General features: G+C 45.7%; 22 protein-coding genes and 1 other annotated feature. Of the genes, 2 read left to right on the plus strand and 20 right to left on the minus strand.

Annotated elements, in window-relative coordinates; translation table 11 throughout:
• Nucleotides 1-601 precede the first annotated feature (601 nt).
• Nucleotides 602-3,277: a YhgE/Pip domain-containing protein gene (locus tag ACE04G_RS24425; RefSeq protein ID WP_449004876.1), complete on the plus strand. Its 2,676-nt coding sequence runs from the start codon at nt 602-604 to the stop codon at nt 3,275-3,277.
• Nucleotides 3,278-3,375: 98 nt separating this feature from the next.
• On the opposite strand, the gene ACE04G_RS24430 is transcribed toward ACE04G_RS24425, so the two are convergent.
• From ACE04G_RS24430 to lspA, 8 genes are all read right to left on the minus strand, one after another.
• A complete protein-coding gene (locus ACE04G_RS24430; protein ID WP_339177947.1) occupies nt 3,376-4,680 on the minus strand; it encodes a DUF6080 domain-containing protein in 1,305 nt (434 codons plus the stop codon).
• A 31-nt stretch (nt 4,681-4,711) separates the two neighbouring features.
• On the minus strand, nt 4,712-5,032 hold the full coding sequence (locus ACE04G_RS24435; protein WP_339177950.1) for a DMT family transporter: 321 nt from the start codon (nt 5,030-5,032) through the stop codon (nt 4,712-4,714).
• Nucleotides 5,019-5,309, minus strand: coding sequence for an EamA family transporter (locus ACE04G_RS24440; protein ID WP_197997836.1), 291 nt, complete (start codon nt 5,307-5,309; stop codon nt 5,019-5,021). Before ACE04G_RS24440 ends, ACE04G_RS24435 begins: the two co-directional genes overlap by 14 nt.
• A gap of 26 nt (nt 5,310-5,335) precedes the next feature.
• A complete protein-coding gene (locus ACE04G_RS24445; RefSeq protein ID WP_339177952.1) occupies nt 5,336-5,968 on the minus strand; it encodes an HAD family hydrolase in 633 nt (210 codons plus the stop codon).
• Between the two features lie 18 nt (nt 5,969-5,986).
• On the minus strand, nt 5,987-6,877 hold the full coding sequence (locus tag ACE04G_RS24450) for a decaprenyl-phosphate phosphoribosyltransferase (protein ID WP_339185425.1): 891 nt from the start codon (nt 6,875-6,877) through the stop codon (nt 5,987-5,989).
• Nucleotides 6,878-7,080: 203 nt separating this feature from the next.
• On the minus strand, nt 7,081-8,334 hold the full coding sequence (locus ACE04G_RS24455) for an LL-diaminopimelate aminotransferase (RefSeq protein ID WP_036674844.1): 1,254 nt from the start codon (nt 8,332-8,334) through the stop codon (nt 7,081-7,083).
• A 110-nt stretch (nt 8,335-8,444) separates the two neighbouring features.
• Nucleotides 8,445-9,407, minus strand: a complete 963-nt coding sequence (locus tag ACE04G_RS24460; RefSeq protein ID WP_449004877.1) for an RluA family pseudouridine synthase — start codon at nt 9,405-9,407, stop codon at nt 8,445-8,447.
• Nucleotides 9,400-9,894, minus strand: coding sequence for a signal peptidase II (gene lspA, locus ACE04G_RS24465; RefSeq protein ID WP_091028497.1), 495 nt, complete (start codon nt 9,892-9,894; stop codon nt 9,400-9,402). Before lspA ends, ACE04G_RS24460 begins: the two co-directional genes overlap by 8 nt.
• Before the next feature lie 222 nt (nt 9,895-10,116).
• On the opposite strand from lspA, the gene ACE04G_RS24470 reads away from it, so the two are divergent.
• Nucleotides 10,117-10,854, plus strand: a complete 738-nt coding sequence (locus ACE04G_RS24470) for a TraR/DksA C4-type zinc finger protein (RefSeq protein WP_076211518.1) — start codon at nt 10,117-10,119, stop codon at nt 10,852-10,854.
• A gap of 31 nt (nt 10,855-10,885) precedes the next feature.
• Here ACE04G_RS24470 and ACE04G_RS24475 read toward each other — a convergent pair whose 3' ends face one another.
• The 12 genes from ACE04G_RS24475 to spoIIGA all read right to left on the minus strand — a co-directional run bounded on the left by ACE04G_RS24475 (nt 10,886) and on the right by spoIIGA (nt 22,536).
• Nucleotides 10,886-11,245: a DUF5665 domain-containing protein gene (locus ACE04G_RS24475; protein WP_017687319.1), complete on the minus strand. Its 360-nt coding sequence runs from the start codon at nt 11,243-11,245 to the stop codon at nt 10,886-10,888.
• A gap of 165 nt (nt 11,246-11,410) precedes the next feature.
• Entirely contained in the window at nt 11,411-14,509 is a 3,099-nt protein-coding gene (gene ileS / locus ACE04G_RS24480) for an isoleucine--tRNA ligase (protein ID WP_405118019.1), read from the minus strand.
• A 338-nt stretch (nt 14,510-14,847) separates the two neighbouring features.
• Nucleotides 14,848-15,140: a binding site (T-box leader), on the minus strand.
• A 57-nt stretch (nt 15,141-15,197) separates the two neighbouring features.
• Nucleotides 15,198-15,707, minus strand: coding sequence for a DivIVA domain-containing protein (locus ACE04G_RS24485; protein WP_017687316.1), 510 nt, complete (start codon nt 15,705-15,707; stop codon nt 15,198-15,200).
• 238 nt (nt 15,708-15,945) lie between these two features.
• Complete coding sequence (locus ACE04G_RS24490) at nt 15,946-16,728, minus strand: YlmH family RNA-binding protein (protein WP_221822044.1); 783 nt, start codon at nt 16,726-16,728, stop codon at nt 15,946-15,948.
• A gap of 238 nt (nt 16,729-16,966) precedes the next feature.
• On the minus strand, nt 16,967-17,236 hold the full coding sequence (locus ACE04G_RS24495; RefSeq protein WP_017687314.1) for a YggT family protein: 270 nt from the start codon (nt 17,234-17,236) through the stop codon (nt 16,967-16,969).
• A gap of 7 nt (nt 17,237-17,243) precedes the next feature.
• Complete coding sequence (locus ACE04G_RS24500; RefSeq protein WP_036614853.1) at nt 17,244-17,711, minus strand: cell division protein SepF; 468 nt, start codon at nt 17,709-17,711, stop codon at nt 17,244-17,246.
• Nucleotides 17,702-18,403, minus strand: coding sequence for a YggS family pyridoxal phosphate-dependent enzyme (locus tag ACE04G_RS24505; protein WP_339177963.1), 702 nt, complete (start codon nt 18,401-18,403; stop codon nt 17,702-17,704). Before ACE04G_RS24505 ends, ACE04G_RS24500 begins: the two co-directional genes overlap by 10 nt.
• A 6-nt stretch (nt 18,404-18,409) precedes the next feature.
• Nucleotides 18,410-19,309 carry a peptidoglycan editing factor PgeF gene (gene pgeF / locus ACE04G_RS24510; protein WP_339177967.1) on the minus strand — a complete coding sequence of 300 codons (900 nt, stop codon included), beginning with the start codon at nt 19,307-19,309 and terminating at the stop codon, nt 18,410-18,412.
• Between the two features lie 51 nt (nt 19,310-19,360).
• Entirely contained in the window at nt 19,361-19,753 is a 393-nt protein-coding gene (locus ACE04G_RS24515; protein ID WP_017687310.1) for a YlmC/YmxH family sporulation protein, read from the minus strand.
• A 174-nt stretch (nt 19,754-19,927) separates the two neighbouring features.
• On the minus strand, nt 19,928-20,710 hold the full coding sequence (sigG, locus tag ACE04G_RS24520) for an RNA polymerase sporulation sigma factor SigG (RefSeq protein WP_017687309.1): 783 nt from the start codon (nt 20,708-20,710) through the stop codon (nt 19,928-19,930).
• 111 nt (nt 20,711-20,821) lie between these two features.
• Complete coding sequence (gene sigE / locus ACE04G_RS24525) at nt 20,822-21,544, minus strand: RNA polymerase sporulation sigma factor SigE (protein WP_017687308.1); 723 nt, start codon at nt 21,542-21,544, stop codon at nt 20,822-20,824.
• A gap of 11 nt (nt 21,545-21,555) precedes the next feature.
• Nucleotides 21,556-22,536: a sigma-E processing peptidase SpoIIGA gene (gene spoIIGA, locus ACE04G_RS24530; protein WP_091014080.1), complete on the minus strand. Its 981-nt coding sequence runs from the start codon at nt 22,534-22,536 to the stop codon at nt 21,556-21,558.
• Nucleotides 22,537-22,655 lie beyond the last annotated feature (119 nt).

Consider the following 22,655-nt stretch of genomic DNA (forward strand, 5'->3'; position numbering starts at 1 on the left):
CCGCTCTGAAGAAAGTTTACTCTCGGGGATGCATCGTTTCATTTGCCGCAGCAAAAAACGATGTATCGTTCACGTTACCTTGCCAGTCTCACGGGACTGATTTAAAGGTGCTATTCATGTCGTTCATATTGCAGGACCTCACAGGGTTCTGTACTCAATATGTCCGTTTGTCTTCATGAATTATGACAGAAAGACAACCCCCTGTCAACACCTCACCATCGCAGGTGAAAACCCTCTGCTACGTTCTTCTTAGAATCAGCAGTTAGGCTGAAAAACATCCATGCACAATACATCTCATTGGTTATTCATAATTATACATCATTTCTGCATATTTATCCATAGGCAAATGAGAAATTTGATATAACCAAAATAAACCTCTGACTATACTCAAGTAGAGACAGACACTTCTTTTTAGAACAAACGGTGAGTTTTATTTAAGTAATATATGAAGATTCCGAATTAGCAACGAGTGGAATGGGTACAGTTTATAAACATGAACCCATTCATAGATGCTGCAATAATGCCGATATACATAAGATTCACAAATAAGCGACATAGAAATAAGATACGCCCTACATTTATGTACATTTAGGAGGAAGTCATGCGTCACATTTGGCACGTTTACAAAACAGACTGGTTGCATATTCTGAAGGTCCCCACAGGTATATTTCTAATTGTGGCTATTATTCTACTACCCGGGGTATATGACTGGGTCAATGTGAAATCCGTCTGGGACCCATACAGTAACACTCAAGGGATCAAAATTGCAGTGACAACCGAGGATGAGGGTGCGACTGTTGAAGGAACCAACGTTAATATCGGAGACGAACTGGTAACCAGCCTCAAACACAACGAGAAGCTGGGCTGGACTTTTGTAGATTGGACTGAGGCTAGTCGGGGGGTACAAACAGGAGAATATTATGCAAGCCTGCTCATTCCCGGAGACTTTTCGTCCAAAATTACAGGTATCGTTGACGGAAAGCTGGAACGTCCAGAGGTAATCTATACCGTTAATGAGAAAGTCAATGCCATTGCTCCTAAAATCACAGGCTCCGGTGTATCTGCCATAACAACACAAATCAATGAAAGTTTCACTGAAGCCGTCAGTGAGGCCGTTCTAACCAAGTTGAAGGAAGCCGGGGTTGAAATTAACACCCAGCTTCCAACTTTGCGCAAGATGGAGAATGGCATTTTTACACTGGAGAAAAATCTTCCGGCTATTCAAGCCGCAGGTCAAAAGGTTCTGGAAGTAGAAAAAGCCATGCCCGAGATTGTAAAAGATGCTCAAAAGATCGTTGAAATCGAGAAAAAACTGCCTGAAATCAATGAAGCAGCACAGTATGTGCTCAAGGTGCAGGAGTATTGGCCACAAATCAATGATGCGGCTTCCGAAGTGCTGGCTATTCAAGGGCGGATACCGGATATACAAAAAGCGGTAGAACGCATTCGAGAAGTGGATGAAAACTTTGGCCAGGTATCAGATGTCATCCAAACAGCGTTGGATAAAACCAACAAAGCTCTGTCTATCGTAACGGCAGCAGAGCAAGATTTGGACAAAGTATCACAAATCGCTGGCAACGGGATTGAGCTTGCTGAGGGATTAAATCAGTTCGTGGATTCCAGTGAAGAAGCGTTTCAGACAATTGGCCCGGCGATCCGCCAAAATCTGCTGCTGGTGCAGCAGATTACTAACGCTGCAGGAGACGTATTTGCACAATTGCAACATTCTGATCTTAGTAACCTTCCTACAGCAGAAGATCTCGACCGGATTGCTTCGCGTTTAGGGATTGCGGTAAAACTCGTGGACAGTATGGCAGAACTATTGGGCAACATCAATAAATTGCTTCCAAGCCAACCGCTTGCCGATAAAATTACACAACTGAACTCCATTTCTGATAAACTTCAGTTGCAAATCCGCTTGACTGGCATCATCAGTGATGCCATGCGTCGTAATACAACTCCACCGACAGACGTCATCGCTCAGTTAAATACACTCTCGAAGGACATCAGCAGCGGGATTGGCAATATCTTAAACACCTATGAAAGTGAAATATCTCCTGCACTTGCAGCTGGTGCGGATAAGTTCAGGTCTACCCTCTCCACTTCAGCAGAAACTCTACAAGGAGCAAAAGATCGTATTCCGGATATTGCAGACATTCTTGCATCAGCCAAAGAAGGGATTACGTTTGGGCAGACCGAGTTGACAAAAATCCAGAGCGAACTGCCTCAAATACAATCTAAGATCCATGAGATATCAGAGACACTCGCGAACAAAAGTGAAGGTTTTATCCAAGCTCTGAACACAGTGTCTTCATTAATTCGAAACGAACTGCCCAAGCTGGGAAACAAACTGAACGAAGCCGCTGACTTTGTTCGTAATGATCTGCCTAATGCCGAGAAACAGATAGGCAAGGCATCGGATTTTGTCCAGAACCAGCTTCCGGAGGTCGAAAAAGGAGTTCACAGAGTTGCCACGCTGGTACGTGATGATCTGCCAGCATTGGAAAGTGCCATCAGCAAGGCTGCTGACAAACTTCGTGAGGTCGAAGGTAATAACCAGTTTGCCGAAATCGCCAAACTTTTGCGCGGCGATATCGAAGAAGAAAGTGCTTTTCTTGCAAGTCCGGTGCAAATTAAGGAACAACAGCTTTACCCAATTCCGAATTATGGATCGGCTATGTCACCATTTTATGGCGTGCTGTCTCTGTGGGTTGGCTCAACACTGTTGATTTCTCTGCTTCGTGCCGAAGCTGAGAATCCTGGGGGTAAGTTCCGGGGATATGAGTTGTATCTTGGACGTCTCGCTACTTTTCTGACCATTGGGTTACTTCAGGCGATATGTGTCACCCTGGGAGATATCTTAATCCTGGGTACCTATGTTGCAGATAAACTGTGGTTTGTCCTGTTTGCCATGCTGGTGAGTGCCGTATTTGTCACCATAACGTACACCCTGCTGTCCGTATTTGGAAATATCGGAAAAGGGATCGCCATTATCTTCATGGTGTTCCAGTTCTCCAGCTCCGGCGGTACGTTCCCAATCAGCATGACATCTCCCTTTTTCCAGGCATTGAATCCGTTCATGCCCTTCACGTATGCGATCAGTCTGCTGCGTGAGTCGGTCGGCGGCATATTGTGGTCTACTGCCATCAAGGATATTCTGTGGTTGTGTATGTTCATCGCGCTGAGTCTCATTGTTGCTCTCGCTTTGAAACGTCCACTCAGCAGTCTCACCAAACGTTCAGCCGAGAATGCCAAGAAGACCAAAATTATTGCTTAACTCATTTTGCTCAACACTAATTAAGAAAAGGCCATTGGACTTTACATCCAATGGCCTTTTCTCGTTTCATTATATGAATCGATACATTTACTATTTGACTATTTCACTGAGCGTTCCTGTTCCAACTGATTATAGGATTGTTTGATTGTTGTTAATGTTTCTACATGGCGATAGATGTTGTTACTTACCGTAACGATGACACATAACATGATCAAGCCTATAACCAATTTTTTCCTCAATCCCGGACGAAGGCTGATGACGAAACCTCCACCCAACAGGAAAAACGCAAACAGATAATGCCCCGCATACAGGTACATATCATATTGAAATACAGCCAGACCAAAGCCCACGACGACATGAAGAAAAAAGGCAAACAGAATATATGGCACCAGGGTCCACACTTCACGTTCACGAATACCCTTAATGAAGCCCATGAATGCCAGTAGTAAAACAAAGATACCTGTCATCTGCACATAGATTGGATTGGAACGTGATAGATCCGTAACAAAGGCCGCCATGCCCGGGTCCAGTAAATGCATCTTCGGTGTCAGCATCGGATTAATGGTTAACATGTTCAATGCTTTCCAATGAACAGCGAACTGGAATGGTGTTGCATAGCTTGTTCCACCATTTTGAATGCCCAACAGCCAGTTACTAACCCAGCTGCGACCTCCAAAGGCAACATACTGAATGCCAGTTAATACGACGATGACCAGAACCGCCAGTGCCATGATGCCGATGTATTTTTTCAAATTCGCCTTATTGCGCCATGCATGCATATTGAAGAATGTGGCAGCAGCAAATGGTACGATATTGGTCGAGGTTAGTCCAAAGTTAATCGATGCAAGCAATGCGTTGGGTACATAACGTACGTCCTGACGCTCACGAGTATATTGCATGTAAACTACAGAGAGAAAGATAACGAACTGTACATACGGATACGAGTCCGGAATCAACGCAGTATACATCAGGTAGGAACTGAAACCAAACAGTAAGGCGAACAGCAACGGTACGATGGTCTGTTTATCTTCTTTTTGACTCAGGAACAGATACGCCAGCACCACCGAACCCGCATTCACCAGCGATTGCAGGATTAGAAAGAACCAGTTGCCTCCCAGAAGCTTCGCTACAGCCGCAAGGGTGACTGCGAGAAAGGAGATCAGCGGATGGATCACGGAAGAACTGTTGTCCCCATAATACATTGAAGGATCAAAGTTGAATAAATTGATTGGAAACAGCGTTGTATTAAATGGGCTATAGGCCCCAAGCATCTCTGCATTATTTTCAATGTACAGAACATACGAGCCGTTCATTAAACCATAGAACAGAGCAAATCCTGCAAACAGGTAAAAGGCTGTCCAGTTGGCTCTGCGATTATAAAATAAGTAATCTAAAAAGTTCATGCTTTCTTTTCACATCCTGATTAATTAAGTTCTAAAATACCAGTAATAGTAAGCCACCCATAATACATGCCACACCGATCCAGCGTAAAGGGCCCACTGTCTCTTTAAATACCAGTCGCGCTATGATAAGAGTCCACACATATGTTAATGCGTTCGCAGGCAACACTACAGTTAATGGAAGAAACTTCAGCAATACAATATTCAGCAACGCACCCGTTCCGTAGAATCCAAGTCCCATGGATACATGCAGACGATTGCGACTGGAAGCATAAGCTTTCAGTCCGGCCCCGCCCAGTGCACCACACAACGTCATGACAATTAATACGGCAACCATCCAGCTATCGATCAACACTGGTTAATGTCACCCCGATTCCAAGCAACACAACTGCTGCCAGCTTTTGCACCGTAATTTCTTCCCCAAGCAAAAAATACCCATAGATTAAGGCAAATACGTAGCTGGCACACATCAGAGGATAAGCAACAGAGAGTTTTTCCAGAGCAAAAGCTTTGATCATCAAAATCGCTCCAAGTCCATAACACAGAAAACCAACACCCAGGTAGATCCACTCGGTTAGTCCCCATTTCCAGAACAATTGACCCGTTGCTGTCAGAAAAGCGGAAACGAGCATCAACCATTTACCAGTATGACGCGATTTTATTTCCCCCACGTTAATGCCTCCATGTCTGGTACACGCTTGTTAATAAAGTATCGTTGACTTACAAGCTGCATGACTGGAAGGTCGGATAAAGAATCCGAGTAGGAACATGACTGGTCATAATCAATGACCATATTCTTCTCACTCAGATAAGCCTGAATTCGGCGTACTTTCTCTTCCCCTTTGCAATTGCTGCCATCAACTCTGCATGTGTAACCATTCGCATGGCGGACAAGTTCAGTTCCAATTACGTGATCCACCCACGGAAAATTATTAAAGTATTTCATATAGGCATGAGGAGATGCAGTTACCAGCAAGACATGATAACCTGCTTCTTTGCGATGTTGCATCTCTACACTGGCCTCGGCAAAAATGGACGTACGCAAACGAGTATCAAAGAAATGTTCGAGATCTTTTTCAGACATACGCTCAATTTCTTGAAAGTAGGATCGTTTGACTTGTTCAACCGTCATGAAGCCTGCCTTGAATAACACGGTATGTAATGCAATAACAGGTAATCTCCATACCTGCCACGGGTAACGGCGAACTCCGTAATGCACAAATTGAAACATGGAATCACTGCGTATGATCGTTTTATCAATATCAAAAATGGCAACTTTCGTGCTTTTCACCCTGATCCCCCTCAGCTTTTATTCAAAGATTGCAAAGATTGTAATAACACTTATCACATACAACGTAACCGTAATTAATATGGGCTTGTCCTCAAACAGCACACGATCGGGCGAACCTCCCTGGTCCTTCATGTGGATCAGATACAGGTAACGGAACATGCCGTAAATAACCAATGGAATCGTCCACATGAGATGAATGGTTCGATCTGAAGTGAATGTGAACAGGGAATAACTGATAATCGTAGCTGTCGTCACAATCGTATTGAATTGATCCAGTAACGTAATGGAGTAGTTATCCAAAACCTTACGATGTGATCCCGTATTTCCCTCAAGCAACGTAAGTTCATTTCTGCGTTTGCCAATAGCCAAAAACAACGACAACAGCATTGTACAGATCAAAAACCACGGCGTAAATGGCACATGGATCAGCACACCACCTGCAATGGCACGAAGTACAAAACCGGCTGCAATGGTCATCATATCCAGGATAACGAGATGTTTCAGCACAAATGAATATGATACATTCAACAGGAAATAGACGATACATAACACCCCGAATAGAGGGTTCATCATGAAGGCCGTTCCTACGGAAAGGATTAATAGAAGAATGCCAAACAACAAAGCATGACTCGGATTCACCTGCCCAGAAGCCATGGGACGATACTTTTTCACCGGATGCTGTCGATCCCTGTCCCGGTCTACAAAGTCATTTAAAATATACACACAGCCTGCAACGAGGCTAAATAGAATAAAACCAAGCAACGTCGCAAGAATGGTTTCAGTCCGAATCTCCTCAAAAGAGAATAGTAACGCAGCAAATAACAGCAGATTTTTGGTCCACTGTTTGGGTCTTAACAATCTGAATAATCCTGACACTGTACTACCTGTTCCTGTTGCCGGTGAGGACACCGTACTTGTTCGTGATGATAACAATTGAAATAACTCCCTTCAAAAACAACTTCTGTATATAACAAATAACGTAAAGATCTAATCATATGTTGCTTGTATAATTTTGTAAAGGGAGTAAATGAAAAAAATCTAATATGGGCATAAAAAAAGAGACCGTATCCGGTCTCTTCGTTAGTACATGATTTAACTATTGGGTACTGCGATTAAAATTCAAATTGTACGTCGCTCAGACGACGTTTGATCTCAGCAATAACACGTTTCTCTTCCTCTTCACCCTTCGCTTCAAAGGTTACGGAGAAACGAACAAAGTTACCCGCATCATCCCAAGGTACGGATGAGATCAGTTTCTCACGGATCAGGAATTGGGAGAAATCTTCGCCGGATTCGAAGCGACGTCCACCAACCACACCTTTTGGTGCTTCAACATACAGGAAGAATGAACCTTTAGGTTTTTCAGCCTGGAAGCCCAGTTCGTTCAGTGCGGCAACGAGCATGTCGTGACGACGGGAATATTTCTCTGCAATTTTTTCCGTGATCTCAGGGTGATTCAATCCATAAGCAGCAGCCTTTTGAATCGCGATGAACTGACCGGAGTCATTGTTGTCCTTCACGTCGCTGAATGCTTTGACTACAAGCGGGTTACCCGCTACAAATCCGATTCTCCAACCTGTCATGTTGTAGGACTTGGACAGAGAGTGCAGCTCTACGCCGACATCCTTCGCACCAGGTACCGAGAGGAAGCTGAACGGTTTTTTGCCATCATACGTCAATGCTGCATATGGAGCATCATGTACAACAACTACGTTGTATTTCTTCGCCCACTCCACGACTTCAGTGAAGAACTCCACTGTTGCACTTGCACCTGTTGGGTTGTTCGGATAGTTCAGGTAGAGCAACTTCGCACGTTTTGCGATGTCTTCCGGAATAGCCGTCAGATCAGGCAAGAAGTTGTTCTCTTTCGTCAATTGAATGTTGAACACTTCTCCACCCAGATACTTCGTATGTGTACCCATAACCGGGTAACCTGGAACGGTCATGATCGTCACATCACCCGGATTGATGAAGCATGAAGGCATCATCGCCAAAGCCGGTTTTGAACCAATGGAGTGCACGATCTCAGTATCTGCATCGATACCTTCTACGTTGAATACGTTTTTCAGGTAGGAAGCAGCAGCAGCTTTGAATTCAGGAATACCATTGTCAGCATAACCACGGTTCTCAGGTCTGGAAGCTTCTTCTGCAAGTGCAGCTACAATGCCTGCATCAGCCATTTCGTCCGGTTCACCTACACCAAGGTCAATCAGTTCCACATCGGGAAAATCTTTTTTGGCCGAAGCTTTGGCACGTTTGATTTTCTCGAATTTATAAATGTTCGTGTCTTTACCATAGTTGGAGCCACCGATACGGTCGGCAAAATTAGTCTGAATGTAAGTTTCTTGGTATTTATCGATACTCATAACGTTGTTCATCTCCTCATTTGACGCAAATTTCTACACTTTAATATGAAGCATTTGCGTGATCAAAGCCATGGACAAAGTATCCGAACATTTGTACTTTCTTGGAGCTGTTAACGACTGCGTAGCGAGGCGAGCACGTCTTCCATATCTTGCGGAATCGGAGCTGAAAATTCAAGGTATTCTCCCGTTGTTGGATGCACAAATCCAAGAATGGCCGCATGAAGAGCCTGTCCTTGCATTTTGATGCCTTTATTCCGTCCATAAGTTGGATCTCCTACAAGTGGGTGACCAATAAATTTCATGTGAACCCGAATCTGGTGAGTACGTCCTGTCTCCAGTTTCAATTCCAGCAAGGTGTAATCATTAATCCGCTCTGTAACGGTAAAATGCGTAACGGCATGTTTACTGTTACGTTCTGTGACCGTATACATTTTGCGGTCATTGGTATCGCGTCCAATCGGTGCATCAATGGTCCCTTGATCATGGTTAAGATGACCATGAACAAGCGCAATATACCGTCTATTCACCGTATGTTCCTTCAACTGAGCAGCCAGTGATGCATGCGCACGATCGTTCTTGGCAGCCATAATCAGGCCAGATGTATCCTTATCGATACGATGCACAATACCAGGACGCAACTCCCCATTAATACCCGAGAGGTCTTTGCAATGATACATGAGTGCATTAACGAGGGTACCCGACGTGTGTCCTGGTGCCGGATGCACCACAAGACCACGCTGTTTGTTGATCACGATCAGGTCGCTATCTTCATATACCACTTCCAGCGGAATATCTTCGGCAATGATCTCCACAGCAGCTGGTTCTGGAATCTGTAACTCAACCAGATCCCCTACGGATAACTTGGCATTGGCTTTGACTACAGCACCATTTACCGTAACCATTCCGTCTCCGATCCACAATTGAACTTGGGAGCGAGATACGTTATCCACGGCTTCCGTAATATATTTGTCAATTCGTTCTTTTTTATGTTCAGCGGCAACGGTCCATTCCATACGTTCATTGCCATTCATTAGTTCTTCGTCGTTAATCTGTTCCTTATTCGGATTACTCATGATGTTCATTCCCTTCAATCTTCGCGGCTGCTTTTTCGCGCCGTCCTTCAAGCAACGTCTCCACAATGATCAACGCTACACCGATGCAGATTGCCGAATCGGCGATGTTAAAAATGGGAAACGTATAACTTCCAAAATTAAGCTGTACAAAATCTACAACTTCTCCGGTCAATGCCCGGTCAAGGAAGTTGCCAATTGCTCCACCAAGCACCAGACTAAGCGCCACAGGCAGCAATTTGTGCGGGGTATCTTTTACCTTTTGCAAATACCAAATCAAGGCAACGACCACAATCAACGTAACCACGATAAAGAACCAACGCTGGTCTTGCAGAATGCCAAATGCTGCCCCTGAATTACGATGTGATGTGATGACAAAGAAATTGCCGATGACCGGAATTTCTTCTCTGAGTTCCATCCGGGTTGCAATCAGATACTTGGTTCCCTGATCCAATAAAAATACGATAAAAGCGAGGATATAATACACCACGTTTGTTTGTCACTCCGTTCTTGTCTTTTCCAAACGATACCAGGCTTACGCCAGACTTGTTTATTGTAGCACAGCTGTTTGGAAATCGTCCACGACGCGCTGTATCAGCAATGCTTATGGCAAAAACGATAACATTTCCCTTCTGTAATCTTGCCCTTAATGGCACATCCTACAATAGAGTCAAAATCCGGATTCCAGCATGAAAGCAGAAAGGGGAAAATCATGTCACATTTTACTAACGAACAACTGCAATTTTTACGTTCCCAACTGATGTCCGATAAGCGCGATATTGAACATAGACTTTCGGAAAACGAGCATTATGGCCTTGGAGATTCCCTTAAACTACAGACAGGTGAATTATCACCAATTGATAACCATCCTGGTGACATAGCCACGGAGGTGTATGAACGCGAGAAAGATATTTCCCTGCTGGAACATGATGAATTCCAATTGGAACGTATCGATTCTGCACTGCACTCCATCGAAGAAGGACATTACGGTACATGTGCGGTCTGCCAGCAACCCATCCCTTATGAACGCATGGAAGCTGTTCCCTACACCAAATACTGCAAAAAACATCAACCGGAAACCGTTGTCTCTGAGAACCGTCCTGTAGAGGAAGAATTCCTTGCCCCGGCATTTGGTCGAACCAGTCTGGACGAACGTGATGACCAAAATGGCTTCGATGGCGAGGATGCCTGGCAGATCGTTGAGAGCTGGGGCACATCGAACTCACCAGCCATGGCTGAAGGGCGTGATATCGACAGCTATGATGTTATGGCGATTGAAGCCACCGATGAAGTGGAAGGCTGCGTTGAAGCGTACGAAAGCTTTGTTGCAACAGACATCTATGGTCATGACGTCTCCATCGTGCGCAATCGGCAATATCGCCAGTACCTGGAGAACCGTGAGGGCGAGGGTCTGTTAGAACCGGATATGGAGACGGATGACATGTACTAAATGCACTTTGATATCCTTCACCTTTAATCGCTTAATAGGTGTTCATATCAAGCTGACGCTGGACAATGCGCACAATATCAGCGATGTAGTCTCCAACAATGGGAAGATTGAGCGCCCCAAGTAGCTGTAAAACGTAAATGATCGTTGCTGCGAAAAAGGTAAACCCAATCGCGATCCCCACACCTCGGGCGGCTCCTGACAACAGGTTAAGTCCAATCAATTTCCATGGTCTGTTCAGCAATTCTGTGTATTGCGCTATTCGTGAACGTTCCAGTTCATTCGCCAGACGGTTCGTCAGGGTATGTAACTCTTCAATTTTGTCATGGGAATTCAGATTATCTGATGTTGATTGTTGTGAAGTGGATGCGGTTTGCTTGTCATGTTCGCTCATGTTTTGGTCAGTTCCTTTGATCAATATAGATTGACTGCACTATAGAATCATTGCCTTTTTGCCTAAAAAACAAACGAGCCCAGATACAGGGAATATGTCCCTGCCTCTGCGGCTCGTTTGTTTATGCTCTATATTCTGTCTTAATTGGATGGGACATGCTCCGAATTACGCTTCGATGTAAATACCGATCGATTTGCCTCCGGCTTCAACACGTTCCATGGACTCATTCGAGCCAAATGTAACTTCGGTTACGAGAACATTTTCACGCAACACATCATCAAACGCCTGAATAGCTTCCTGAAGGGATGCATCCACATCCAGCGTCAAACGTACTCTTTTCTCAATCGGCAGGTCCAGTCGTTTCCGGGTATCCTGCACAGCACGAACCACTTCACGGACCCAGCCTTCCTGTTCCAATGCTGGCGTGATTTCGGTATTGAGCGCAACCGTCAGACCGTAACCTGATGCTGATGCAAAACCTGATTTGGCCTGTTTATCAACCAATAATTCTTCGTTCGTCACTTGCAGCTCTTCGCCTTCCGGTGAAACGATGTTCAGCATACCCTCCGAAACCACTTTACGTGTCTCATCGGCCGACATTCCCTTGAAGAAGTTTTGCAGGAATCCTACGTTTTTACCGTATTTCTTACCTGCAACTTTCAGGTTCAGCTTCAATGTAAAGTCAACGAATTCCGCATCATTATGCTCCGTACGGATTCCTTTTACATTGATCTCTTCCTTGATGATTTCTTCATAACTTGCCAGGTCAAACCCTTTATCAAGAGAAACGATCAATTCGGACAGCGGTTGACGTGTCTTGATACCTGTTTCGTTACGAACGTTACGGGCAAGTTCAACCACGCGGCGAGCCGTCTCCATATCCTGTTCCAGTCCTGCATCAATCAGCGCTTCATTGGCTACAGGATAGTCTTCCATGTGTACACTCTCACCTGTTGCAAGGTTCAGATAGATGTCTTCTGCCAGCATCGGTGTAAACGGAGCAACCAACTTCGCAGTAGTCACCAGTACCTCAGTCAATGTACGGTAAGCGTCCAGTTTATCCTCTGTCAGACCACTTCCCCAGAACCGGTCACGGGAACGACGGATATACCAGTTACTCAACTCATCAACAAATGCTTCAATCGCTTTGGAAGAGTTCAGATAGTCGTTAACCAACAGCGCTTTTTCTACAACCAGGATCAGGCTGTTCAGTCTCGACAGAATCCAGCGATCCAGCTTGTGTGCAGACAGTTGGAACGGGTGCTCCTGTGGATCAAATCCATCAATGGTAGCATAAAGCGTCAGGAATGCATGGGTGTTGACCAGCGTATCCACCATTTTGGATTTTGCTTCGCCTACGATACCTTTGGAGAAACGTTTGCTGTTCCACGGTGCACTGTCAGACAACAAAGCCCAGCGGAATGCATCTGTACCGTATTCTTCAATCACTTCCCAAGGATCGATAACGTTACCTTTGGATTTGGACATCTTCTGTCCGTTCTCATCAAGAACGTGTCCTGTAGCCATAACCGCTTTGTAAGGCGCTTTGCCTGTCAAAAGGGTGGAAACCGCCAGCAAGCTGTAGAACCAGCCACGTGTCTGGTCAATCCCTTCACAGATCATATCAGCAGGATACTGCTGTTCGAATACTTCTTTATTTTCAAATGGATAGTGCTGCTGGGCAAACGGCATGGAGCCGCTGTCGAACCAGACATCGATCACTTCCGGTGTACGTTTCATTTCATATTTGCCACAAGAGCTCATGACTTTAACGTCATCCACATATGGTTTATGCAATTCAAGATTCTCAGGCACATCACCTACTGCACGAGCACGCAATTCTGCAATGCTGTGTGGAGCAAATTGTTCGCCAGTCTCCTCACATACCCAGATATTCAGCGGAGTTCCCCAATAGCGATCACGGCTGATGTTCCAATCCACCAGATCCTCGAGGAATTTCCCGAAGCGACCTTCACGAACGTGACCCGGGTACCAATCCACTTCACTGTTGTTGGCAATCAATTGGTCCTTGATGGCTGTTGTTTGGATAAACCAGCTGTCCATTGCATAGTACAGAAGCGGTGTATCACAACGCCAGCAGAACGGATAGCTATGCTCATATTTTTCTTTGCTGAACAAACGTCCATGCTCAGACAGATATCGCACGATATCAATATCACAATCCTTCACGAAACGTCCGGCAAAGTCAGTCACTTCAGCGACAAATTTACCTTCCAAGTCCACCATGTTCACAAAGCTGATGCCATTCTCACGGCATACACGGTAGTCATCTTCACCATGGGCAGGAGCCATGTGTACGATACCCGTACCACTTGCATCCGTTACAAAGCCTGCACCCAGAATGATGTTGGCTTTCTCAGCCTGAATGTAGTTGAACGGAGGATCATACGTTTTGCCAACCAGGTCGGCACCTTTCAGTGCACCGATGATCTCATACTCACCCTTGGTATCTTTCATCACTTTTTCAACCAGATTGGTTGCCATGATGTACACTTCATCACCTTGACGAACACGGGAGTAGTCCATATCCGGATTCACGGCAAGTGCAACGTGTGAAGGCAGTGTCCAAGGTGTTGTCGTCCAAGCCAGTACAAATTCTCCGCTGTCATTCAGTTTGAATTTCGCTGTAGCACTCAGATCTTTAACGTCTTTGTACCCTTGTGCAACTTCATGGGAACTTAGTGTTGTCTGACAAGAAGGACAATACGGGCTCACACGGTGACCACGATACAACAGGCCTTTCTCATGAATTGTCGCCAGGATGTTCCATACACTCTCGATGTAGTTGTTATCAAGGGTGATATACGGGTTATCCATATCCGTCCAGTATCCGATACCTTCTGTCAGATCACGCCATTGTTGCTCGTACTCGAATACGCTCGCTTTACATTCGTTAATGAATTTTTCCACGCCGTAATCTTCGATTTCCCACTTGTGGGAGATACCCAGCTTCTTCTGTACACCCAGCTCTACAGGCAGACCATGTGTATCCCAGCCTGCTTTACGAACAACACGGTAACCCTTCATCGTGTTATACCGTCCAACAAAATCCTTGATTACGCGTCCCAGTACGTGACCGATATGCGGTTTACCGTTTGCTGTAGGCGGCCCTTCATAAAATACGAAGTTTGGCTTGCCCTCCCGGTTTTCGATGGATCTTTTGAATGTGTTCTCCGTTTTCCATTTATCTAACACGCGTAATTCTCTGGCACGTGCCTTCTCTTTGACGTCAACTCGTTGCATGATGATTATCTTCCCTTTCTTTGGTTGGATTGTGGACCGTCCACAAAAAGCGTTTCAATCCCCCTAAATCCCCCTTGCCAAGGGGGACCCCATAGGCGCTCCGCCCTCTGGACACCCGAGATGGTTGTCGGTGTGGAATCGGTGGCGCTTATGGGCGAGGGGGGATGTGCGTAGTGGCGGCCATTTTGCGGCTGTTCCCTGCGTGAACGCCGCATGGCCTTACCGCGAGACGGGTGTTGCCGGGCGCTTCGCTCCCCCGGCGGGCGGCTCTCTCCTTGAGGTCCTTCGGGCCTCATAGACGTTCGCCCTTTTTTGAACACAAAAAAGCCCCATCCCTGGAAAGGGACGAGACTATACTCGCGTTACCACCCTAATTCTGTTCATCACAAACCACATCCAGGCAAGCCTGGGTATGCTCTGTCATCAACAGCGCTTATGCCCCGCTAAACTACTGCAGGGTGCCGTTATAACGTACGGCTTACGGTTCGGCTTACACACGGCAATCATAATCACCGCTTCAGCGTCACTTCTCCGGGGAGATATTCGGCTATAACTCATCCATTGGTTTGCACCAACCACCAACTCTCTGAGGGATGAGATCATAACGTACTGAACCCGTCATGGAATCACTATTCATTATGAATATAGTTATAGCCTCTTTGCAGACAAAAGTCAACCAGGCGACAGACTAATAAATTTCTTTCATCTCCCGCTCACGGTCACGCACTTCCTGCTCCCGGCTCTCCAGCACTTCCCAACCATCCTGAGTCAACAGTTCAAGCTGCGCTTCAACAAGCGTGCGGAAACGGGCTCGATAAATCGATGCCTGCTTTTTAAGTTCTTCCACTTCCAAAGCAATTTTACGCGATTTGCCCAGCGATTCGTTCACGATCCGGTCTGCATTTTTCTCTGCTTCCTTCACGATCAACTGCGCTTCTTTCTTCGCATTACCCTTCACATCATCAGCAGCTTCCTGCGCAATGATGATCGTTTTGCTAAGTGTCTCTTCAATTGTAGAAAAATGATCCAGTTTCTCCTGAACGGACAGCAACTGATTGCTCAGCTCTTTGTTCTCGCGAATGACGCCTTCGTAATCTTTGATGACTTGATCCAGGAATTCATTGACTTCATCCTCGTCATACCCGCGCAAACGTCGGGAAAATTCCTTGTTGTGTATGTCCAGCGGCGTTAATGGCATGCTGTCCACCTCCTGTAAAAGTTCCTTCCCGTTTAGAGAAGGTTGCAGCATATGGGTACCACCCAAGGGGCCGTATCGTTGATGCCTAACCTTGGCAACGTATACGGAATGCAGGATCCAATTGCATCCTCCAACGTTCATGTAAAGCTTTGACTTAATGTATATCGGATACACCGCGTATTTTCTACACCTTTATGATAACCATTTCGACAAGAAAGCGGATTTTCCTGCAACAGACTCAGGCAAATTTGCCGATTTTCACTCGGCAGCGCCCTTTTTTAGTCATCCCATCCTGTTCCATAACCTTGAAACGGCCAAATCCCTGAATGGATACGACATCACCCGCTTTTAGCGATTTGGAGGGATCTTCCTCAACCTTCCAGTTCACACGGCAGCGACCAGCTTTGATCGGCACCAGCACTTTACTGCGACTAAGCCGATACACATCTGCGCAGATTCCATCCAAACGAAGAGAAGCGACCGTAATGTCCATCGTCTCCAGTTTACTCTCTGACCACCGCATCTGATCCAAAGGAAGTAAGTCTGTGAACACATGTAACCGATGCACCTGATTCAGTTGAAGCGATAAAAAAGCGCCGGTTTCCGCCGCCACCACTGTATGGCAACCGTCCTCCAGCACTTGGATATCCCCGATCTTTCCACGTTTCATCCCAAGCCCGAGCAGGGAACCCATATAGTCCCCATGCTCCAGCTCCGAGATTTTCTGATCATCAGACGTAATACTGAGCACCTGCATACCCATATCCTCATCATCCAGATACATATAATCAGGTGCAACCAGCGCACGCTTGCGTTCAGCAGCTTCGTAACCACCATCCAGACGAATCTGAACGTCGTTACGGCGATTGGCAAGAGTCTGTAATATAAAAACCTGTCTTGGATCAAGGAAGTCAGTTAGCTTCATGTCATGATACTTACCTGCCCTCTCAACCCAATCCGAAGCCTTATCTACAAAATCTCGCTCATCATGGCTAAAATGTTCGTAAATTTCACCGCTCATCTATGTCACCCTACCCTAATAGTCCGTGTTCAAAAAGACCGGTTTTCAGTACCGAGAAGATGGGATAAAGCTAGAAATGGAGTAGCGGAGCGTAGAAAAAACTACGTGAGCAACTACAATGTTTCCGAAGGAAACATACTTCGTAAGCCTCCCGCTTATTTCGGCTGAATTCCATATTCGATGCTGACGATGCCACTAGGCATCCTTCGTAATCAAAAGCGGACTTTTTGAACAACCTCTAATATGCAAAATACCGAAGTATGGAGATCAACCCATTAAGCGCGAGTTGCAGAACAATCAGCGCCACAATCGGGGAAATATCCAGCACACCGAACAAAGGCGGTATAAATCGGCGAAACGGACTTAGATATGGTTCCACTAATTTGCCCAGCCATTCACCAATAAAGCTTTCCCGTGCGTTGGGAAGCCATGACATCAATATGTAGACGATGACCATGTAAAAGTAAATTTGATATGCAAAACCCAAAATATTAACTAACGACTCCAAAAACGGCTCACCTCATTCTGTTATAATCTTGCTCGCTGTCAGCCAGTATTTCCGTAATTGATCCCTGAATTTCAACCGTATCTGGCGTACAGAGAAAAATGTTTCCGCCGATTTTCGAAATACCGCCACCCAGTGCATATACCGTGCCACTCAAAAAATCAATAACGCGCAGCGCTTGGTCCTGGCGAATACGTTGCAAGTTCACCACAACGGTACGATGCGAACGCAGATGGTCGGCAATTTCCTGAGCCTCGTCATAAGAACGCGGTTCATACAGGACAACTTTAACATTTTTCTGGGAATGAATGCTCACCACATTATTCCCCCTTTGGTTTCTACGTTTATCGAGACTGGAGGTTTCAGCTTCCTGATGTTCAGCCTCATTTTCCTCCTGCGCAGCCATTCGTTCACGTTCCACAATCTCTTCCTCTTCCTGAAGTCCGAGGAAATTCATAAATTTATTCATTACGCCCATCGTGAACCCTCCTCTTTTCCTACGAGAATCGATCCTAGCCGTACCCAGGTTGCACCTTCTTCAATGGCCACTTCAAAATCATTGGACATCCCCATCGACAGATCAGTCAATTGCTCTGCTGTCAGGGCTTGTCCATTCAATTGATCCCTCAGCTCACGCAATCCACGAAATACGGGACGCGTCAGCTCCGGATCTTCCTCATGAGGTGCCATGGTCATCAGGCCGACGACCTTGAGATTGTTGAACGAACGAATATCACGCAAAAAAGAACTTGCCTGTTCAGGCTGTAATCCATACTTGCTCTCTTCACCCGAAATATTCACCTGCAAAAACGTTTCCACTTGGATGCCAAGTGAAGCTGCTTTTTTATCCAACTCCTTCGCCAATGACAAACGATCCAGTGAATGGATGTAACGAAACTTGCCAATCACGTCTTTCACCTTGTTTGTCTGCAAATGACCGATAAAATGCCAGGTACCCTGCTGACCAAAAGCTTCCCATTTGGCCTGTGCATCCTGCCACCGGTTTTCTCCAATATGCTCAAGACCATGATCCAGCACCGATCCCGTTGTTTCAAGTGAGACATATTTCGTGACCGCAATCACATTCACATCATCACGATGACGGTTACTGCGCCGACATGCATCCTCGATCTTCTGATTTACCTGTTGTATACGCTCCTCCAATGACACAGAGGGTCACCTCTCTTCCAGCCCAATCCAGCTCGCCATCCGTCCTGTAACACCATTTTCCTTCCGATAGGAGAAAAATAGTTCGGGATGACAACTTGTACACCATGTTGTACATTCGATATGATCCGGCATTATTCCTGCTTTCATCATAATGTGTCGATTACATTCTTTCAAGTTTAACATCGTTTTACCGTTATTCACGGCTCGATATGCTTGTTTAGAAGCAGAATCCTTGTATTCATCATTAACCGGGGAATCATCAAACCAAACCCGTACATGCTGCATGACCGCCTCATCCACTTCATAACAGCAATCCCCAATCGACGGACCGATTGCAGCTCGAATGTCCTGCCTACGGCTGCCATACTCCCGTTCCATCGTCTCTACCATGGATACAGCAATACCCGCGACTGTACCTTTCCAGCCGGCATGAGCAAGACCTACCGCCTGCTGCACAGGGTCATAGAAATAAAGCGGAACACAGTCTGCGTAGAAAGAAGTCAACAGCACACCAGGCACATTCGTGACCAATCCATCCGTATCCTGCAACGCAGATTGACGATCAAGTAATCCTCTGCTCCGATCTTCAACGGTAATTACAGCTACATGTTTGCCATGCACCTGCTCTCCACAGGTCCATGCTTCTGCTGCAAAACCAAGCTTCTCGGTTACAAGCCTGCGGTTGTTAAGTACAACTTCAGGGTCATCCCCCACATGATAAGCACAATTGAGCGTGGCATACGGAACTTTTCCAACTCCACCATGTCTCGTCGTAAACCCGACTGACAGCTGTTCAAATTGCTGTGTCCAAGGCTCAACATATAATAATAACGGATCAGGACCGAAATCTGAATTTGGGTTCTTGGTCCGTTCAAGTAATTCTTTATCTAATACAAAGGGTTCCATTATCTCACCTCACCACTTCCAGTGTACCAAATGAGCCACATTCTGTCTCATTTATATCGTTCGACGCTGATTACGTTCCGACCGTTCAATGCGTTCCACTCGCTCTGTGCGGTTATGTTGCTGTTCATCATACAGGCGCGCTTCACGATCACGCTCATCATACGTATTTTCCTTCACCTCATCCATCTTCACCAAAATCACATCTGAACCAATTTTTACGATATTTCTCCAAGGAATCACCAGATCTGTCCCCCCGCCAAAAAGACCCATAAAACGGCTGTACCCTGGCACAACAATCGCTTCAATTCGTCCCTGCTTCAGATCCAACTCCAAATCACTGATCTGACCGAGGCGTTTACCATCCGTAATGTTAATGACATCCTTTGTCTGAAAGTCCGAGATTTTCATGCCTCGTGCCGCTACTTCGCTCGTATTCACTTTCATTCATTTCCGCCCCCTGTTATTCCTCTTCTGCCCGTTCTTCACGCTTCTATACAATATATGTTTCAGGGGCGAAAAATGTCCTGTTTTTCACCGAAAGTGGCAACGTTCCAATACAAAAAGACGACCAACGGTATACACTGCCCCGATTGATCGTCCTTCTGCCCTTGCATCGTGTTACGACTTTACATGTTTTTGCATCTGCTGTATCGCTGATTTCTCCAGACGTGATACCTGAGCCTGGGAAATGCCAATTTCATCAGCCACTTCCATCTGGGTTTTCCCTTCGAAAAACCGCATCGACAGAATCATTTTTTCCCGCTGACCAAGACGATGCATCGCTTCACGGAGTGCAATTTCCTCGATCCATGACACATCCTTGTTTCTGTCATCGCTGATCTGATCCATAACATAGATCGGATCTCCACCATCATGATAAATCGGTTCGAAGAGCGAGACCGGGTCCTGAATGGCGTCCAATGCAAAAACAACATCTTCCTTCGGCACATTCAGTACTTCCGCAATTTCAAATATCGTCGGTTCCCGGGAATTTTTATTCGTCAGGCTGTCACGGACCTGAAGTGCTTTGTAAGCAATGTCCCTCAAGGAGCGAGATACCCGAATTGGGTTATTATCACGCAGGTATCGACGGATTTCACCGATAATCATCGGCACCGCGTAGGTTGAAAATTTGACATTCTGGGATAAATCAAAATTATCAATGGCTTTCATCAGGCCGATGCAACCAACCTGGAACAGATCATCGACAAACTCCCCCCGATTGTTAAAACGCTGAATGACACTGAGTACCAGACGCAGGTTGCCATTCACTAATTTCTCTCTTGCTGAGCGATCATGGTGTTGCTGAAGGGAATGAAACAATTCCCGCATTTCAGTGTTGGTGAGGACAGGCAATTTTGCGGTGTCCACGCCACAAATCTCGACTTTGTTTCGGGTCATCGTGATTTACCTCCCAAGGAGAAACATTAATGTACATTATCTCCGGGGCAGGCTTTTTTATTCGTACTTGGCACCCTTGCCAGTAATACCCATTCTGACCAAAGATGTATTTCAGACCATTTTATTGAACTCCTTGCGGAGTCTTTTAATGATTCTTTTTTCGAGTCGAGAGATGTAGGATTGGGAGATTCCGAGGAGATCCGCTACATCTTTTTGTGTCTTTTCTTCCCCATCCGTCAGGCCAAAACGAAGCTCCATAATCATTCGCTCGCGCTCCGTTAATTTTTCCAGTGCCTTGTGCAAAAGTTTCCGGTCTACCTGCTCTTCAATATTCCGATAGATTGTATCGTTTTCTGTGCCCAATACATCGGATAATAATAGTTCATTTCCATCCCAATCAATGTTGAGCGGTTCATCAAAAGAAACTTCAGTTCGGATCTTACTATTACGTCTCAGGTACATCAAAATTTCATTTTCGATACAACGTGATGCATAGGTTGCCAGTTTGATTTTCTTTTCCGGGTCAAATGTATTAACTGCCTTGATCAATCCGATGGCTCCAATGGAGACCAAATCTTCAATATTGATTCCTGTGTTTTCAAACTTTCGTGCAATGTACACCACCAGACGCAGATTGCGCTCAATAAGCATTGCGCGAATGGCCGAGTCTCCCGAGGACAATTTTTGCAGTAAAAATTCTTCTTCTTCCCTTGTCAAAGGCGGCGGAAGTGCCTCACTTCCCCCAATATAATAGATCTCTTCGCTTTTGAGTCCCAATAAAAATAACAGACGGTAATATTGCAGCTGCGCCACCAGTTTCCATTTCACAAGCATGTACGTTCCTCCTATACCACATTCAGCGGCTTTTCTGTTGCTCCCGCAGAGAGAGCCGTAGACTGCGCAGAAGCAGCGTCTTGCACAAGTTCAGGATGAATCACGGCCTGGTATTTCCCATCCGACGACAAAACACCTCCATCCAGCCCAATGAGTACCCTTGTCGTCTCATAACATGTTTCCTCCATCGTCACCTTCACCCGGTCCGGCTTCATTGCCAGCATAAACGCAGTCCCTTTGTTAATGCCCCGATAAGGCACTAGCCGCAGTCGATCCTGCCACTGAAAACTTTCCTGATCAAGCTCCAGAATAAGGTTGTCCGGCGCCTCGTCCTTGAGTCTACCCTTCCATGAAGCAGGTAACATGTCTTGCCATAACGAAACTTCCATCACCATGACCGGCATGCGCGATAAGGGATCAGTAAGTTGATTGCCCGTATCCAGAAGGCCTGTACAAGAAATGACTACCTCATCGATGCAGACCTCAACTTTACCCAAATAGGTCGTCATACGATCCGTTTTCCGTTTTGAGCTCTGCACAGCTTTGAATAAAAACAGAACAGCAAAAAATACGATAAACGTGAACCAGAAAGCAATTTTCAGATCAAATGACATACCGCCAGAAGCCGTAAACCAGATGCCGTTAAACAACTCACCGGAGCTCTGAAGCATGTAATGCACACCCAGAATACCTCCGGCAGCGACAAAATTAATCACATAGAAGGTACCGAGCGTCCTCGCAAAAGCCTGCAGACCTTTAAAACCAAAAGCAATCGTAAGCATGACCAGCGAGAACCCGAACTTGATCAAAAAGGTGAACATAAAATCAAACTCCGGTACAAACATCATGACCACGTATAATGCGCCCACAATGGCTGACAGCAACCACCGCCACCAAACCAGCTTTGTCTTGCGCATCCAGGCGGTCATTCCGATGAGTGCACCGTCAATACACAGGTTTGTCAAAAAAATTAGATCCACATAAACAACCAAAGTCTTCACCTGCCTGCGCGCAACATATCGAAATACCGGTACCCGATATCCTGATATTCATGAGCATATTCACAAGTATACGGAGCCCCCTGTTCAAAGTCTGTCTAATCATGGGGGTG

The sequence above is a fragment of the Paenibacillus sp. AGC31 genome, assembly GCF_057334655.1.